Origin of the sequence: Qipengyuania citrea (genome assembly GCF_024171405.1) — a bacterium.
GTDB classification, from domain to species: Bacteria; Pseudomonadota; Alphaproteobacteria; order Sphingomonadales; family Sphingomonadaceae; genus Qipengyuania; species Qipengyuania profunda.
Window position 1 is genome coordinate 162,258 of the sequence record NZ_JALJZT010000001.1, and the last position, 16,977, is coordinate 179,234.

11 protein-coding genes are annotated in these 16,977 nt (G+C 55.1%); 5 read left to right on the forward strand and 6 right to left on the reverse strand.

Annotated features, from left to right (window positions below):
* Nucleotides 1–66: 66 nt before the first annotated feature.
* The 6 genes from J2S32_RS00835 to J2S32_RS00860 all read right to left on the reverse strand — a co-directional run bounded on the left by J2S32_RS00835 (nucleotide 67) and on the right by J2S32_RS00860 (nucleotide 6,143).
* Nucleotides 67–978 carry a lysozyme gene (locus J2S32_RS00835; RefSeq protein WP_253515153.1) on the reverse strand — a complete coding sequence of 304 codons (912 nt, stop codon included), beginning with the start codon at nucleotides 976–978 and terminating at the stop codon, nucleotides 67–69.
* A 171-nt stretch (nucleotides 979–1,149) separates the two neighbouring features.
* Complete coding sequence (locus J2S32_RS15780; RefSeq protein WP_253515155.1) at nucleotides 1,150–2,328, reverse strand: GGDEF domain-containing protein; 1,179 nt, start codon at nucleotides 2,326–2,328, stop codon at nucleotides 1,150–1,152.
* 159 nt (nucleotides 2,329–2,487) lie between these two features.
* Nucleotides 2,488–4,536 (reverse strand): M13 family metallopeptidase, encoded by a 2,049-nt coding sequence (locus J2S32_RS00845; protein WP_253515157.1) that lies wholly within the window; start codon nucleotides 4,534–4,536, stop codon nucleotides 2,488–2,490.
* Between the two features lie 117 nt (nucleotides 4,537–4,653).
* On the reverse strand, nucleotides 4,654–4,953 hold the full coding sequence (locus J2S32_RS00850) for a hypothetical protein (protein WP_253515159.1): 300 nt from the start codon (nucleotides 4,951–4,953) through the stop codon (nucleotides 4,654–4,656).
* Nucleotides 4,954–4,965: 12 nt separating this feature from the next.
* On the reverse strand, nucleotides 4,966–5,691 hold the full coding sequence (locus tag J2S32_RS00855) for a hypothetical protein (protein ID WP_253515161.1): 726 nt from the start codon (nucleotides 5,689–5,691) through the stop codon (nucleotides 4,966–4,968).
* Nucleotides 5,692–5,744: 53 nt separating this feature from the next.
* Nucleotides 5,745–6,143, reverse strand: coding sequence for a hypothetical protein (locus J2S32_RS00860; RefSeq protein WP_253515164.1), 399 nt, complete (start codon nucleotides 6,141–6,143; stop codon nucleotides 5,745–5,747).
* 421 nt (nucleotides 6,144–6,564) lie between these two features.
* Here J2S32_RS00860 and uvrA point away from each other — a divergent pair, with 421 nt between their 5' ends.
* The 5 genes from uvrA (at nucleotide 6,565) to J2S32_RS00885 (ending at nucleotide 14,301) form a co-directional block, all read left to right on the forward strand.
* Nucleotides 6,565–9,495 (forward strand): excinuclease ABC subunit UvrA, encoded by a 2,931-nt coding sequence (uvrA, locus tag J2S32_RS00865; RefSeq protein ID WP_253515165.1) that lies wholly within the window; start codon nucleotides 6,565–6,567, stop codon nucleotides 9,493–9,495.
* Nucleotides 9,492–9,680, forward strand: coding sequence for a hypothetical protein (locus J2S32_RS00870; RefSeq protein WP_253515166.1), 189 nt, complete (start codon nucleotides 9,492–9,494; stop codon nucleotides 9,678–9,680). Before uvrA ends, J2S32_RS00870 begins: the two co-directional genes overlap by 4 nt.
* 488 nt (nucleotides 9,681–10,168) lie before the next feature.
* Nucleotides 10,169–10,735, forward strand: coding sequence for a hypothetical protein (locus J2S32_RS00875; protein ID WP_253515167.1), 567 nt, complete (start codon nucleotides 10,169–10,171; stop codon nucleotides 10,733–10,735).
* A gap of 301 nt (nucleotides 10,736–11,036) precedes the next feature.
* The gene (locus tag J2S32_RS00880; protein ID WP_253515168.1) at nucleotides 11,037–12,653 is read left to right on the forward strand and encodes an ATP-dependent endonuclease; all 1,617 of its coding nucleotides are present in this window, start codon (nucleotides 11,037–11,039) and stop codon (nucleotides 12,651–12,653) included.
* 1,474 nt (nucleotides 12,654–14,127) lie between these two features.
* Nucleotides 14,128–14,301 carry a hypothetical protein gene (locus tag J2S32_RS00885; RefSeq protein ID WP_253515169.1) on the forward strand — a complete coding sequence of 58 codons (174 nt, stop codon included), beginning with the start codon at nucleotides 14,128–14,130 and terminating at the stop codon, nucleotides 14,299–14,301.
* The last annotated feature ends 2,676 nt before the right edge of the window (nucleotides 14,302–16,977 follow it).

A 16,977-nucleotide genomic window follows, 5' to 3' on the forward strand; every position in this document is an offset into this window, starting at 1 on the left:
CACAGGGCCGCTGCCGGCCTGCCCGATGGTAGGGCGCAAGTCCGTACCGGACAAGGCTATCCGCGCTCAGGCCGCATTGTGCGCGCCGCTTTCGCGCGGGTTCTCATAGGCGGCATCCATGAAGATGCTCATCCGGCGATCGCTGCGGTGCTCCAGCCCCTTGGCGAAGGCGCCACCGGCATGCGTGTAGTTGAGCTCGTCGGCAATCGCTTCGTAATCGCCCGCATCGATCGCCGCGTTGAGGCGCGGGCTTTCGCTGGGCGAGACATTGCCGATCCCGACATTGTAGACGAGGTCGAGCAGCGCATCGAATTCATGCTGGTGCAGCGGAAGATCGCCGACCAATTGGCGCACGCCCTGTTCGGCTTCGGCCAGATCGGCATCGAGAAAGGCGAGCACGCGCTTCTCGCTCACCCGGTCGCCGACCCGCAGCCGGTCGCGCGGTCGGACCAAATGACCGACCCCGACGGTGGGATAGCCGGCGACATCGCGGTACACGGTATAGCGGACACCTTCCTCCTCGATCAGCGCCTGCTTGAACGTATCGCTCGCCGTTAGCAGCGGGGCGGGTTGCCGGACGCCTTGCGCGGGGTCGAGGACCATGTTTGCCGAACTCGGCTGCGGGGCCTTGGGCGGGCCGGTGAAGGCCGTCAGGCCGAGCGCCCCGGCACCCAGCATCAGCGTTGCATGCTTGCGAGTGGAGCTGCGCGGCCGGACATCGAATGCCTTGGCGGCAGCCTGCCGGGCCCGCCGCAGCTCGCGGCGATGCTGGCGCTCACGGCGGAGGCGTTTGAGGAAGCTTTCGGGTCTTTCACCGCTCTTCCCGCGGAGCGTGGTATGCGACCAGTCGACCTCGTCCAGCGGACGGTTGAGATCGTCGAGGATCGTCTTGAGCGTATCGTCTGTGTTCGCGCTTGGGGCGGACGCGTGGCGCGTCCCGCCGGCTTGGTTCCTGTCGTGCGCGGTGTCCTTGTCCATAAGGCGGGCACCTTTCATTGCGTAATCTGTGTCACACCGGCGCTGCGACCTGCACATGCGATTTCATGTGCTGTGGCGCGGTGTTGGTCTCGTCTATGGAACGGTTGGCAGGGGTGCTTTGGTCCCCGTTTCGTCGCTGCGAGGCAACGGTCGAGCGGTCAGGCGGCGCGCTCAGGCGGCGCGGCGGACCTGGTTTCGGCCCGTGTTTTTCGCTTCGTAACAGGCTATGTCCGCGCGCAGCAGCGCATCGTCCATGCCTTCGCCGAACCGCCAGCTGGCCAGCCCGATCGAGGCCGAGATGGCAATGTCGGGATATTGCTCGAACTGGTCCTCCAGCCCGGCGATCCGCAGCCGCAGCCGTTCGGCCGCTTCGGCAACCTCGACATCGTCGAGTCCGCGGACAATGACGAGGAATTCCTCCCCGCCGAGGCGGAAAGCATGGTGTTCGCTGGTGCCGCCGACCGCATGGCACCATTCGCGAATCGTATCGGCGGTTGCGATCAGCACGTGGTCGCCCACGCCATGGCCGAAGGTGTCGTTGATCGTCTTGAACCGGTCGAGGTCGATGGTGAGCAGATGACGCGAGAGCGCGCTGTGCTCCATCCGCGTTTCCTCGAACAGCTTGCGGCGGTTGAACAGCCCGGTGAGCGGATCGCGCCAGCTGAGGAATTCGGCATGCGCCAGCGCATCGGCCAGATCCTCCGACAATTGCCGGTTTTCGACCAGCATCTGCGCGGCGCTGCGGATATGCAGCCCGGTGGAGGAGCTGTAGATACGGATGCCGATGACCAACAGCGCCAGGATCGCGATCAGCGCCGGATGCTGGACGCCGGGATGGAACAGGTAATATCCGAAAGTGGTCAGCCAGAAACTCGCCAGCATGGCATCACGCGCGGCCGGAAGCGCGGCCAGCGTGACCGCAATCAGCGTCGCTGCAACCAGCACTACACCGCGAACCAGATTGACCGCCACTATCGAGCCATCGGGCGGCGGGGGCCACAGCATCAGCCCCAGCGTCACGCCCGTCAGCGACATGGCGAACACCACGATCCAGCGCGCAGAGCGCATCGGTTGGCGCGCGCGCGCCAGCTGTTCCAGCCGCGCGGCGGCCTTGCGGGTGTAGAGAAACGAGCAGAAACGCAATGCGAGCAGCACCGTCATGGGCAGCGGATTGGGCATTGCCGCCACCCCGACCGCCATCAGCGCGAGCGCGATCAGGCTGGCGGTGAGCGAACGCTGCTCGCGTTCGAGCATGGCGATCACCGCCTCGCGCTCGATCTCGTAGGGATCGACCGGGACGCGGTTCATCAGGCCGGCGCTATTGCCGTCGAATTGCTCGTCGATGTGCACCGGCTGCGACCTTGACCCTTTTCTCGCGCGTAGGACCGCGTTTTCTAGCGCCCAATCGTTAACGATTTCGCGCCGGATATTCACGATGTCCCCGTAACCGGCGCCGCATGACGGGCAAGTGCGGCGTGCGGCAAATACGCTCGCACGCCGCCTTCATGGTTACCAAATCCGTGCGCGGTCCTCGGGCGCGATATACATCGCATCATCCGGCGTGATGCCGAAGGCCTCGTACCACGCATCGACATTGCGCAGCGGGGCGATGGTACGATAGCGCGCGGGGCTGTGCGGGTCGGTCGCGACCTGGTTGCGCAAGCTGTCCTCGCGCGCCTTGGCCCGCCACACCTGCGCATAGGCGAGGAAGAAGCGCTGGTCGCCGGTCAGCCCGTCGATCACCGGCGCCTCTTCTCCGCCGAGCGACTTCTTATAGGCATCATGGGCCACCAGCACGCCCGCCAGATCGGCGATGTTCTCGCCCATCGTCAGATCGGGATTGATGAAGCTGCCCGGCACGACTTCGAAGGCGGCATATTGCGCGCCGAATTTCTTGGCCTCGGCCTCGAACCGTTCGGCATCGCCCACGGTCCACCAGTCGCGGATCGCGCCGCTGGCGTCGATCTTGCGGCCCTGATCATCGAAGCCGTGGCTGATTTCGTGGCCGATGACCACGCCGATCGCGCCATAATTGACCGCGGGGTCGGCCCAGGGATCGAAGAAGGGCGGCTGGAGGATGCCGGCGGGGAAGACCATCTTGTTTTCCAGCCCGCCGTTATAGGCGTTCACCGTCTGCGGGTTCATGCCCCACTTCTTGCGGTCGACCGGCTTGCCAAGGTCGCCCATCTCGTAATCGGCGTTGAACTGCGAGGCAGCGATCATGTTGCCATAGAGATCGTCGGGCGACATCGGCAGCTGCGAATAGTCGCGGAATTTTTCGGGATAGCCGACCATGACGTCCATCCGCTCGAGCTTGTCGAGCGCGGCTTCCTTGGTCTCGGGGCTCATCCAGTCGTTTTCGCCAATCCGGTCACCCATGGCGAGTTTCAGGTTGGTGACCAGCTCGTCCATCCGCGTCTTGGCGATCTTGGGGAAATATTCATCGACATAGGCTTCGCCGACCAGCTCGCCGAGCGAGCCGTCGATCGTGTCGACTGCGCGCTTCCAGCGCGCGCGCTGCTCGCTCGTCCCGTTGAGCGCGCTGGTGTACTGGAACCGGCTCTCGACCATCTTCTGGTTGAGATAGGGCGAGGCCTGATGCGTTACCTGCGCCTTCTGCCACAGCTTGAGCGTGGCCAGATCGGTGCTGGCAAACAGCGCCGCAATCGCCTTCACCGCGGTGTTGTCGGTAACGATGATGCGCTCCTGCGGCGGAATGTTGTGACCCGCGAAGAACGCGTCCCAATCCATGCCCGGCGCATAGGCGGCCAGTTCGCTGCCCGACATCGGGTTGTTGATCTTCTCGATCTGGCGCTTCTGTTCGGCATCCCAGTTGAGCTGCGCGACATAGGTCTCGAAAGTCATCACGCGGCTGGCCGCTTCGCGCGGGCTGGCTTCGCCGATATGGCGGAAGGTGCGCTCGAGATAGGCGAGATAGGCACCGCGCTGGTCGGCGAATTTTGCGTCGAAATAATATTCCTTTTCGGGCAGGCCGAGCCCGCCGGAGAACATCCACAGCGCGTTCATCGTCGGATCGTCGGGGTCGGCATAGGGGCCGGCACCGAACAGCGAGCCGCCGAACTTGCCATAGGTCGCGCCCATGTAGCGAGCGAAAGCGCTCTTGTCCGACAGCGCATCGACCTGTGCCAGATCGCGCATCAACGGCGCGAGACCCGCGCGCTCGATCGCCGCCTCGTTCATGAAGCTGGTGTAGAGCGCGCCATATTGCGTGCCTGCAGGCGCTTGAGTGATCAGCCCGTTGACCTCTTCGGTCACATCCTCGCGCAGATTGTAGAACGAGCCGACCGAGGGACGGTCGTCGGGGATTTCGGTCCGGTCGATCCATGCGCCCGAGGCATAGCGTTCGAAATCCTCGCCCGGGTCGGCGGCGGTGTCACGCGCGGTGAGGTCGAGCCCGAAGTCGCCGATCTTGGCCTGGCCGGTGACGACGATGGTGTTGGCGTCGGTTTCCTCGGCGAAGGACGGAGAGGCGAGAGCCAGCCCCAGCGCGAGCGCGGAAGCTGCCGTCGCGCGGGCGAAATTTCGAGTGGATGGCATGTGTGATTCCCCTGGGTTCTAGATCGTGCAGGGGCTTAGCTTTCGCCGAACAGAGACGACAACCATTGTCGTCGAACGCGCAAACGCGTTCGGCAAGCTACTTGCGGTTCGTAACCCCTAGTTCTCGTCTTCAGGTTCGCCGTCCGGCTCTGCTTCGCCTTCCTCATTCGCTTCATCGGCGCCAGCAGCAATCGCAGGATCGACCTCCACGGTCACCGCTTTGGGATAGGTCAGGACGAGAAAAAGCTCTTCCCCGTCCCCAAGTTCGGTCAAAGGCCCACCATCCTTGATGAAGCCGATCCCACCTTTTGCGGAAAGTATGGCTCCAGACACGCTGGCGCTTTCTTGAACGGCATTTTTGAAAAAGTCCTTTGCAGACTGCGCGCTGGTGAAAGCATTGGCGAAAAAGACGTTCATGGCAGGCTCTCCTCAATACTCGTCCCATTTGGCGACGCCTTTGTTGAATTTTGCGTTTCTCAAGAACGCCGGCGCACTGCCTTCGATGGCGGTTATGCAGGTTCCTTGCTCACTGCATGCATTGACCAGTGCAGTGCCGAAGGGTTGATTGATCGCATCGACCAGCCCCTGCATTTTACGTTTGAGGATAGTCTTGTCGGTCGCGACGACCTTGGCCTTGAGCTTGTCCAGCGTCGTGTCGAAGTTCTTGCCCATTCCCACGCCGAACTCGGTGTTGGCCGGAAAGAGCGAGTTCACGTCGAGCGGCGTGTCATTGGCGTTGATCGTGGCGGCGTTTGTAGAAACCAGCGCCGCGCCGCCCTTGGCGGAAAGGATCTGCGCGGCCATGCCGGTAGCGAAATACTGTGCCAGGCCGCCGTTCACATCTACGTCCGTGCTGGCCCCCGCACCGAATTCCGCTCCGAAGCTGGCAAGTACCGAATAGCTGTCCAGATTGCCGCCCTTGATTGAAACGAAAGAGCACGGGTGAATGGCATAAATGCCTCCCGTCACTTCGATAGGATCCGTGACCGGACAAGGCCCTAGCCGGTTGTAGCCATCCTCGCTCGTATCCACTGTATTGGCCAGCAGGGGCATCACAACCGCTTCCTGTCTGTCGTAGCCTACGATGATTTCGGGCACCTCGCCGGTCGATGCACCAGCCTTGATGCCAAATGTCGTATTGGTGCCGAAATACATCGTATTGCTGTGCCGTGTCGCTTAGACACAGCCCGCTGCGAGCGGCAGCAGGGCTATGGCTGCAAGGTATTTGTGTGGTCGACTACGCATGGCGAACTCCCCTCAAGTGCCGACAGGACCTTGGCCGCATTCTCGGCTTCGGCCGCGGACCGGATGATCACCAACAGCTGGCAATCGCGCGGATCGGCAATGACCCACTGGCTATCCGAGTAGCCAAGCCAGGCGCCGCCTGCGGGCAGTTCGTCCCAGCCAAATCCTACACCGGTCCGTTTGACCGCCACCGCACCGCCCGTTGTGCGCGGCAGTTCAACGCGGACCACGCCGATTCCGGTGATCGTCTCGCCGCCGCCTTCACCCACCGTTACGTGGGTGCAGGCGGACAGCAGGCATGCAACGGTCGCGACAAGTCCGGCGTGGCCGGCGGATGATTGTTCTCGAACGCTGCTATGCACCTTGCGCGCGGGCCATCGATGACAGCGCATCAATCGGCGTATTCGCGCACCGGCCCGGACCGTTTTCCCCATTATCCGGCTCCCTCTATGTGAGGAAAACACTCGATAGTTGGGATCGTCAAGTCTTCGATTAAATACTGGCGGGAACCGTATGGGCGATTTGGGCGGGAAGAAAAGGATTTCATCGTCCTGTAGGCGGTCGCCATTCCCTGTCGCTAATCTTGATTGTCGGGTGATGCCCTGCAATTCTGCGCAATTGGTCAGCAAGTTGGACTACCGCACGAATCCGCCGCGAGATGTTCCCGCGGCGTTGATATTTGCATGATGCGCCCCACATTCCCGGAACCGCCGGGCCGTCTGCTCGCTCGACACATACCGCCCCCCTTGACCCTAGCGAACAATTCAGGAACACGCGTCCTTCATGGCCCTCACCAAAATTTCCGTCCGCGGCGCGCGCGAGCATAATCTCAAGGGCGTCGACATCGACCTGCCGCGCGACAGCCTGATCGTGATCACCGGCCTCAGCGGCTCGGGCAAGTCGAGCCTCGCCTTCGACACGATCTATGCCGAAGGCCAGCGGCGCTATGTCGAGAGCCTGTCGGCCTATGCGCGCCAGTTCCTCGAGATGATGCAGAAGCCCGATGTCGAGCATATCGACGGGCTCAGCCCCGCGATCTCGATCGAGCAGAAGACCACCAGCCGCAACCCGCGCTCGACCGTCGCCACCGTGACCGAGATCTACGACTACATGCGCCTCCTGTGGGCGCGCGTCGGCGTACCCTATTCGCCCGCCACCGGCCTGCCGATCGAGGCGCAGACCGTCTCGAACATGGTCGACCGGGTGATGGAATTGCCCGAGGGGACACGCATCTACCTGCTCGCCCCCGTGGTGCGCGGGCGCAAGGGCGAATACCGCAAGGAACTGGCCGAATGGCAGAAGGCGGGCTTCACCCGCGTGCGCATCGACGGCGAGCTCCACGCGATCGAGGACGCGCCCGCGCTCGACAAGAAGTTCAAGCATGACATCGAGGTGGTGGTCGACCGGCTCGCGGTGAAGGAGGGCATCGAGACCCGTCTCGCCGACAGCTTCGAGACCGCGCTCAAGCTCGCCGAGGGGCTTGCCTATGTCGATCTCGCCGATGGCGCGGTGCCCGGGCGCGAGGACGAGGGGGCCGCGGCCGGCGGCGCGATGAAGGGCGCGGGGCTGCCCGCCAACCGCATCGTCTTTTCGGAGAAATTCTCCTGCCCGGTCAGCGGCTTCACGATCGAGGAAGTCGAACCACGGCTGTTCTCCTTCAACGCGCCGCAGGGCGCCTGCCCGACCTGCGACGGCATCGGCGAGAAGCAGCTGTTCGACCCGCAACTGGTCGTCCCCAACGAAGCGCTCAGCCTCAAGAAGGGCGCAGTGGTGCCCTGGGCGAAGAGCAATCCGCCGTCGCCCTATTACATGCAGGTGCTCGCCTCCCTGGCGAAGGAATACGAGTTCGACCTGACCACCCCGTGGCAGGAGTTCGACAACGAAATCCGCGACATCATCCTCCACGGCACCAAGGGCCGCGCGATCCCGCTGACCTTCAAGGACGGGCGCAAGAGTTACACCGTCAAGAAGCCGTTCGAGGGCGTGATCGGCAATCTCAACCGCCGCATGCTCCAGACCGAGAGCGCGTGGATGCGCGAGGAGCTGGCCAAGTTCCAGACCGCTCAGCCTTGCGAGACCTGCAACGGCAAGCGGCTCAACCCCAAGGCGCTCAGCGTCAAGATCCCCGGCCCCGCGGGCCCGACCGACATCGCCACCCCCACGCAGATGAGCGTCGCCGATGCCAAGGCGTGGTTCCTCGGGCTCGACGGGCACCTGACCGACCAGCAGGCGCAGATCGCCAAGGCCATCCTCAAGGAAATCAACGAGCGGCTGGGCTTCCTCGACAATGTCGGGCTCGACTATCTCAACCTCGACCGGACTTCAGGTACGCTGAGCGGGGGCGAGAGCCAGCGCATCCGCCTCGCCAGCCAGATCGGCAGCGGCCTCTCGGGCGTGCTCTACGTGCTCGACGAACCCAGTATCGGTCTCCACCAGCGCGACAACGACCGGCTGCTCGAAACGCTGAAGCGTCTGCGCGACCTCGGCAACACGGTGATCGTCGTCGAGCACGACGAGGACGCGATCCGCGCCGCCGATTACGTGGTCGATCTCGGCCCCGGCGCGGGCGTCCACGGGGGTGAGGTGGTTGCCGAAGGCACGCTCAAGCAGGTGCTCAAGAACAAGAAATCGCTCACCGCCGCCTATCTCACCGGCCGCCGCGAGATCGCGGTCCCCGCCACGCGCCGCAAGGGCAACGGGCACCAGCTCACCGTCCACGGCGCGCGCGCGAACAATCTCGCCAACGTCACCGCCAGCCTGCCGCTGGGCACCTTTACCTGTGTCACCGGCGTCTCGGGCTCGGGCAAGTCCAGCTTTACCATCGACACGCTCTACGCCTCCGCCGCGCGCGAACTCAACGGCGCGCGCATTGTCGCGGGCGCGCACGACAAGGTCACCGGGCTCGAATATTGCGACAAGGTGATCGAGATCGACCAGTCGCCCATCGGCCGCACCCCGCGCTCCAACCCCGCCACCTACACCGGCGCCTTCACCCAGATCCGCGACTGGTTCGCGGGCCTCCCCGAAAGCCAGGCGCGCGGTTACAAGCCCGGGCGCTTCAGCTTCAACGTCAAGGGCGGCCGCTGCGAGGCGTGCCAGGGCGACGGCCTCATCAAGATCGAGATGCACTTCCTGCCCGACGTCTACGTCACCTGCGAACAATGCGGCGGCAAGCGCTACAACCGCGAAACGCTCGAGGTGAAGTTCAAGGGCCATTCGATCGCCGACGTGCTCGACATGACGATCGAGGATGCGGAGGAATTCTTCAAGGCGGTCCCGCCGATCCGCGACAAGATGCACATGCTCAACGAGGTCGGCCTCGGCTACGTCAAGGTCGGCCAGCAGGCGACCACGCTGTCGGGCGGCGAGGCGCAGCGCGTCAAGCTCGCCAAGGAACTCGCCAAGCGCAGCACCGGGCAGACGCTCTACATCCTCGACGAGCCCACCACGGGCCTGCATTTCGAAGACGTGCGCAAGCTGCTCGAAGTGCTCCACCGGCTGGTCGAGCAGGGGAACTCTGTCGTGGTGATCGAGCATAATCTCGATGTCATCAAGACGGCGGACCATGTGCTCGACCTTGGGCCGGGCGGCGGTGTGCGCGGGGGTGAGGTTGTGGCGCAGGGCACGCCGGAGGAGGTTGCCGCTGTTCCCGAAAGCTACACAGGCCACTATCTCCAACCGATGCTGGAGAGAGCAAAGGAGGCTGCCGAGTGACGGGCGAAGATTTCGAGGCGTTCATCACGTACATGGGCTGGAGCGAACGCGAAGTTGCGCGTGTTATGCAACTGAGCCGCAACAGCGTGGCAAAGTACAAGAGGGAGGGAGCTAAGGCCGACATCGACTTCGCGTGCGCTGCCTTGGCAGCGGGCCTCCCCAAGTGGTCTGAGAGGGAAAAGTGAGCACCACGCTACGCTATAGTATCTCGAGGCTCTCCTGAGCCTGTCAAAGATTTATGCTGGGGCGGCAGCGGGAGGCGGGGGAGTAATGCATGCCTAACTCAAATTAAATTCTCGGTTTTGATAGGAGTGTGGTAAATGCGTCCCCGGTTGGGGGTGTGTATGAGAAATAGATATTTTGCAGTCTTAAGCTTCGGCATTTTCTGCGGAGCCTGCGCGACGATGAATGCACCGGCAAGCCAAGTAAGGATTGTCGGAAGTGCTGAGAAGGTCATTTGGGCCTACGAAAGCAGTCTCCCATCTCGCAACAAAGCCGCGATCAAAGCGCATTTGCAAAGATACGAACAACCTCGAGGTCTTCCCGTTTTGCTGCGCGCGCAGCCAGGCGATTACATCTATGTCGTCCCGGTCTGCGGCAATGTCACACAGTGGGACAGGGCTGGATCAAAGCAAGTTTTGCCCGAAACGTTGTCGATCACGGTCCATTGCTGATGTTCGAGAACCTCACACGTGTCATTGTTGGTGCTGCTGCTGTGATCGCAGTGGTACCCGGCGCGGGACTGCTGTTGGGCGGCCTCGAACTCCCTGTGGAATTCAACGAACTGCTCGGCTTGATGGCCGCAATAGTAGGGCCACTCGTCTTTCTGGTAGTTTACCTCGCAAGACCGTGGTTTATGAAGCGCCGACGCTCGTTGCTGATCACTGCGGTTACCGTGCTCGGCATTGCGGGACTGGCCATCGGCTTTGCCGCCAATACCTATACTTCCGTGCACAAGGGCGAATACCGCTACATGGAAGCGGGAACGGAAAAGGTGGAGCTTTACATGACTCCAGATTCGATGAGCGATCCCCTGCAGCGAAGGATCGACCGCGAAGGAGGCAATATCACAAATGCCATCATGCGCGAGAAATCTACGTTGACGATGCTGAACGAAGAAGCATGGCCTGTCCGAGCCAAGGCGACGGCCCTCTTCTTGCTTGCGCAACTCATGCTGATTACCGCTTTTCTGACGGCCGCATGGGCGGTGGCCGCAATGGCGGCGAAAGACAAGCAATAGGGAAATACGAAACGCGTTTAGCTATACTTGCTTGGCGGGCTGGTGGGCCAGCGCAACACCGTGGTGGTGATCGAGCACAACTTCGACATTAGCAAGACAACGGGCCATTTGCTCGACCTCCGCTCCAGGAGCGTGCCGCGGTTGAGGGGAGATATTCGGGGCGGTGTCTTAAGGCCAAGCTTGAGAGGCAACGGGAAGCGCGGAGTAGGACATCAATTCTGGTGAGAATAAGATGATCTCTAGCTGACAACATCGGTCGAAAGACTTAGAACCATCGTAGTGCCATTTATTCGAGAGTGCGATGCGATTGGTCCGTGCCCAAATAACCAATTATCGAGCCATCAAAAATCTTGAGATTGACGTTGGTCAGCAAACCAATATCATAGGTCCCAACGGGATTGGCAAGTCATGCGTGCTGAAGGCCATCGACCGTTTTTTCGGCAGCTCATCACGGGTAGAGATTGAGGATTTCCACGAGCGAAACGTCGCCGACCCCATCGATATCGCCCTGACATTTGAGGACTTTTCTGACGCTGAGAGGCAAGAGTTCGAGGGGAAAATATTTAACGATCAGATGGTGGTCGTTCGAAGATTTTTCGGAAGCGCCAATCCGCGCGAAAATGGCAAATACTATGGTCAGTCGCAGCGTTATCCTGGCTTTCAAGAAATTAGACAGATTGAGGGAGCTACCCCACGAAGGCAAGCATTCAACGAGCTTGCCGGAACAGAGGGTTATGAAGACTTAATCCCTGCGGCAAATGCTCAGCAGCTAATTCAGAATATGGAAGCCTGGGAAGCTGATCATCTTGATCAATGCGAACTGCAATTAGACGACGGTCAGTTTTTCGGATTCTCCAATGTTGGGAGGGGTGTACTCAATAAGTACATTTCGTTCGTGTTCATTCCGGCAGTCCGAGACGCTGGCGTGGACTCGGTTGACGGGAAAAACAGTGTAATCAGTCAGTTGATCGAGCTTGTGGTCAAATCCGTAGTCCAAAAAAGAGAGGATGTGAGGAATTGGCAGGCTCAGGCAAGCGAACAATATGCAGAGTTGGTGAGTCCCGAAAACCTAGGCGAGCTTGGCGAGCTGTCTGGCGAGCTTTCAGAAACGCTTCGGGTTTTTTACGGCGATGCCAATGTACAGTTATCGTGGCAGCCCCCAGGTGAGCTATTAGTCTCTTTGCCGCTGGCTGACGTTTCACTCGTCGAGCAAGGATACGCTGGACCAGTTGAAAACAAGGGGCACGGCCTTCAACGAGCTTTCATCTTCACGTTGTTGCAGCACCTTGCGAAGGTGTTAGCAGTGGAGACCGAGGATCAGATCGACGAGGAGGGCGCTGAAGCTGTTGAGCCGATCGAGGTGGCAGGTGGCGAAGCCGTACAATCCCACAGGGTCATCTTGGCGATTGAAGAGCCAGAGCTTTATCAACATCCGATCAAGCAGCGGCACATAGCCAGAGTTCTTAGAGATATCGGCCAGGGGCAAATTCCTGGAGTACTATCCCAGACCCAAGTAATTGCTTGCTCCCATTCGCCTCACTTTATTTCGACAAGAGACTTCCCCGAAATCCGGGTTGCGAGGAGAGAAACTCTCCCGGGAGAGGGGCATCCTCAATGCGTTACACGTCGTATCCAATATCAAGACGTAGTTCAGCTTTTGAGTGCTGCCTATGAGGGTGGGGGATATGATGAAGCCGGACTTATCGCTCGACTTCACATCCTCAATGAATCAGTCAGTGAGGGATTCTTTAGTGAGAAGGCGGTGCTTGTTGAGGGGGTTGGCGATCAAGCAGCCATCCACGCAGTTGCCGAGAAAAATGGTATTGATCTTCAAGCAAGAGGTGTCTCCGTCCTGCCGGTTGGCGGTAAGGCAAATATCGATAAGAGGGAGTGTGGAATTAGGAAGATTATGGAATAAGTAGATTTGGGGTGGATGATTAGGGATTGGTGATTTTTTGGATATTTTGGGATGTATAAGGGGGGTTATAAGATTAGGAGAATAAGGAGGTAGTTTTAGGGGAGAGGGATGGTTAAGTTTATTTAAAGAGAATTAGGGGTATTGTATGTGATATAGAGGGTGAGAGGTTGGGATGGGGTTTTTGTTTTAAGGGGTTTTTTAAAGATGTAAGGAGGTTTGAGAAAAGGATGTTAGGGATTGGAATTTTAAGTGTTTTGAGGTAGTTGAGTTTGTTGATGGGGTTTATTTGTGATTTGGAAATAGTGGTATTGAGTGTATGTGTATGGAATGTGGGTAAGATAAGATGGTGTGAGTATATGGTATAAGTAAGGGGGATTGGTGAGATGATGTGGGATTATGAGAGGGTAAGTGATGTGGTAAGGAGGGTGTAATAGAGGTGTGATAGAGGTGGGTGAGAAGAGATTATTTATTAGTTATTTAGTTTTTTTTTTTGATAGATAATAGGGGTGATGGTATGAATTGTAAGTAGAAGATGAAGATTATATTGGAGTTAAATATAAGTGTAATTTGTGGTGTTTAAGATGATGGGGAGTGGGGAAAAGGAGTATAGAATGGGAAGAGGATAGTTTATGAATAGTTGGATGAAGAAGAAAGATTGAGGTGATTGGAAGAGGAGGAGTGGATAGTTTTTGGGAGATGTATGTAGGATTTTGGTGGATAGGGGTTTGGATTTAAGAGAGTGATTTAAGGGGGGGGATTAATGGGGGGGGATGGGAGAGAGGGGGATAGGGATGGAATTGGGATTTAGTAGTTTGAGTGTTGTGGGGTAGTATGTATATTGTGTGATAAGGGAGGTGGAGAAAGGGAATTTGAGAAAGTTGTTGATTTTAGGGGTTTGAGAGAATATAATAGTGTTAAAGGGGAAATTTGGGGAGTTGGGGGTTAAAATGTGTGTTGTGGAAGGTAGGGTGGGTTAGTGGGGGTGGTGTTTTGGGGGATTGGGTTGTGAATTAGGAGTGATGTGGGAAGGTAATAATTTTTATTTAGTTATAAGAGGAGTGTGAGGGGAATGGGGGTATGAGGATTGTGAGTGAGTGGGGATTTGTAAAATGTTTTTTAGTATGGAGATGTGTTTTTGTAAGTAGTAGTGGATGTTGGTGGAGTTAGGGGTAAAGTAGTGTTAAAATAGTAATTGGAGATAGAGGTTATGTGGAAGGGTGGGTGATTAGGGTTAATGGTGATAAGAAAAATTGGTATGAGAAAGTGAAGTGTTTTTAAATGGGATTAGATGGGAGGGGTTTGTATGTATTATTGTAGGAGGTGTGTAGAATTTGGAAAAGGAATTGTGAGAGGTTGTAGAAGGGAATGATGAGGGAGGGGTGTTAAGTGAGTGGTTTTAAATGTGGATTTGGTGGGATGTAATTAGAAGAAATGAAGATTTAGGATGTGATGATAGAAAGAAGAAAAGAGTGGAGTGAAAGTGATTAGAGTAAAGGAATTGGAAGAGTATTATTTGTTTAGAGTTAAAGTAAGGGGATATGAGGAATGTAGGAAGGAGATAGGTGAGAATTATATATTTTGGTTAAGTGGGGTAGATATGAAAGTATTGGTGGTGATGGTGTGGTATGGTGGGTTTGGAGGGATGTAGTAATAGGATAGAATATGAAATGTGATAGGTATAATGAGAGATGTGGGGAATGGATAGTGATTAGGGATGATAGGATGAGTGGGGGGGTTATGGGGTAGAGTAAGGTGATTAGAGTGGTAGTTGGGGATGAGGGGAGGGAGGGAAGGATGAAAGGAAATAATGGAGTTTATGGGATATGATTAAGGAGAGAGTAGGAAGTTGGTTATATTATTTTGGGTAGGTGGTGTTTTGATTTGTGTTTTATAAAGAAATTAGGGTGTGAATTTTTATAATGGTAATAAGAGTTGGATGGAATGGGATTGTGGTGAGGTAATAGTAATGTGAGTTGGTGAGAGTAGGGGGAAGGGTTGGGGTTAGAGGGATGTTAAAGAGGGGGAAGGAAATTAGAGGGGGGAGAAGAGGTAGAAAGAGTGAGGAGTGAGGAGGTGTTATAGGTTTAGAGAGAGGAAGGGGGAATGGGGGAAAAAGATGGGAAGTTTTTGGTGTGAGTTAGTAAATAATGAGTGAGGTTGGTGAAAAAGATTAGAGAATGATAGGAGTTTTTGTAGATTGGATGATGTGATGGGTGGAGTTGGGATGAGGGTTTGTAAGGAGAGTTATGGTATGTATTTGTGAGATGTAGATTGAAGTGGTGGTTTTGAAAGGAGGTGGGGGAAAAAGATGATGGATGTTGGGGTGAGATTGTGGGGTGGGAATAATTGAGATAATTGAATGAATTAGGAGGAGTTGTTGGATAGGTTATTAGTATGATTTGAGGGATAATGGGGATAGTTTTGAATGAGGTGGAGATAATTTGGGTGGGAAGGGAGAATAGAGAAAGGGGAAGAGGATAGGAAGTTTATAATAAAGAGTTGAAATAATATGATTTAAGAATAATGAAGGTAATGATTAATGTGAAAGGGAGTGATGGATTTGGAGATTGGATAATTATAATAGGGGAAGAAAGATAAAAATGATTGTGAGTTTAGAGGGTGAGTGGGAAAAGTGGGGAGGGAGGAAAAATGTGAAATTAAAAATATGAAAGTTTTGTAGGGGAGTATGCATGGATATTAGGTTTAAGATAAAGATGATAATAGGTGAGGATATGAGATTGGTGGGAGAGGAATGGGGAGGGGGGGGGTTGTATGGATTGAATGATGATGGGTGGGATGGAGGATGGAGGGTATGGTGTGTTTATAGGGGGGGGTATGGTTTATGTGATGGGGTGGGGGATATTGGATAGGTGGGGGGTGTTGTAAGGAATGTAAAATTGATTGGAATATAGTTTAAATGGGAGATTAGAGTATTGGGATGTTTATAAGTAGGTTGATTATGTGTTATGGGAAAGTTTGATATGATTAATAATGGGAGGGTGGGAATAGTGGAGAAAAATTAGTGAGGAAATATATGAGGAATTGATGAGATTTATGATAATTATTTTATTGGGTGGAGATTTAGGGATTTTGTTGAAGTGAGGGGTTAGGTATTGGGATTTGTAGAGGGGGAATGTTAAGATTATAGGGTAGGGGAAATGTTTATATATGTTGGTGGGATTGAAAATGGATTTTGGATTTTAGATGGGGAGTGTGAGGATGGGGGATGGTGTAAGGGGGGATGGTTTATGTGAGTATAGTTGTTAGGAGATATTGATGATGATAGGGAGGAGGAAGAGGAGAGAAAGATATAGAAAGTTTGAATGAGGTTTAGTATTTGTGTGAGTGGGGAGTATGTATATATAAATTTATTTAATGGGTAATTTTAAGTGATTTAATGTTGGTTGGGTGGGTATGATGGTAGATAAAAAAGAAAAAGGATAAAATTGGTTTAGGGATAGATTTTAAGATTGTAGGGTATAGGATTAGGGGGATATAGTTGTGGTAATATTGGTAAATGAAGTATATAGATATGGAGGGATGATGGTAGAAAGGAAAGAGGTAGGGAAGTTTAGGGATGTATGGATGTTATAAATTAGGGGAGAGGATTAATAAATGGTATGTGAAAGAGTTAGGAAAAGGTAGATGAATAATATGAAGGGAGAGAAGAGATTATGAGGGGGGTAAGGTGAGGTATTTTAATTAAGAAGAAGAAAAGGAAAGAAAGATGTAAGATTAAAAAAGTGATTATAAATAAAAAATGGATAGTTATGGAAAAAGGAGGGGTTGTATGAGTTGTAGATGATAATATATTGGGAAAAGAGATGTAATAAGGTATAGGATATAGGAATAGTGAGGGGGAGTTTGAGGAAAGGGGAGAATTGGTTAAAGGAAAGTAGAGGGATGGAAGGATAGGGTAAAGAAAGAAAGATAAAAATTTAATAGGGGAGGAAGAGGAATAAGGTAATAAGTAAAAGAGGTATGGATGAGGGAATGAAATAAATAAGGTTTTTAGAAAGGAAGAGGAGGATGGAGTTATAAAGATGATTTGAAAGGTTAGTTTAATAGAGTGAGGAGGGAGGGAAGGGGTAGATGGGAAGAAATTTGTGTGTGGGGGGAAGGTAGTTTAGAATTGGATGAAATGATGGTGTTGAAAAGAAAAGATTTGAAAGAGATTGAGGGAAAAAGGTAGGGTAGTAAAAAGGTTAAAAAAGAGGGATTTAAGGAATGAGAATGAGGTTAGAAGGGAGTAAGTAATATAGGATAGTGAGAGATGATAAGGGAATGTGTGGATAAAAGTAAGGGAGTGATAAAATATGGAATG

Excerpts from the sequence above, each read along its gene's own strand:
- J2S32_RS00835 (WP_253515153.1), bottom strand. The coding sequence starts at position 978 with ATGGACAAGGACACCGCGCACGACAGGAACCAAGCCGGCGGGACGCGC.
- J2S32_RS00845 (WP_253515157.1), bottom strand. The coding sequence starts at position 4,536 with ATGCCATCCACTCGAAATTTCGCCCGCGCGACGGCAGCTTCCGCGCTC.
- J2S32_RS00850 (WP_253515159.1), bottom strand. The coding sequence starts at position 4,953 with ATGAACGTCTTTTTCGCCAATGCTTTCACCAGCGCGCAGTCTGCAAAG.
- J2S32_RS00855 (WP_253515161.1), bottom strand. The coding sequence starts at position 5,691 with ATGTATTTCGGCACCAATACGACATTTGGCATCAAGGCTGGTGCATCG.
- uvrA (WP_253515165.1), top strand. The coding sequence starts at position 6,565 with ATGGCCCTCACCAAAATTTCCGTCCGCGGCGCGCGCGAGCATAATCTC.
- J2S32_RS00875 (WP_253515167.1), top strand. The coding sequence starts at position 10,169 with ATGTTCGAGAACCTCACACGTGTCATTGTTGGTGCTGCTGCTGTGATC.
- J2S32_RS00880 (WP_253515168.1), top strand. The coding sequence starts at position 11,037 with ATGCGATTGGTCCGTGCCCAAATAACCAATTATCGAGCCATCAAAAAT.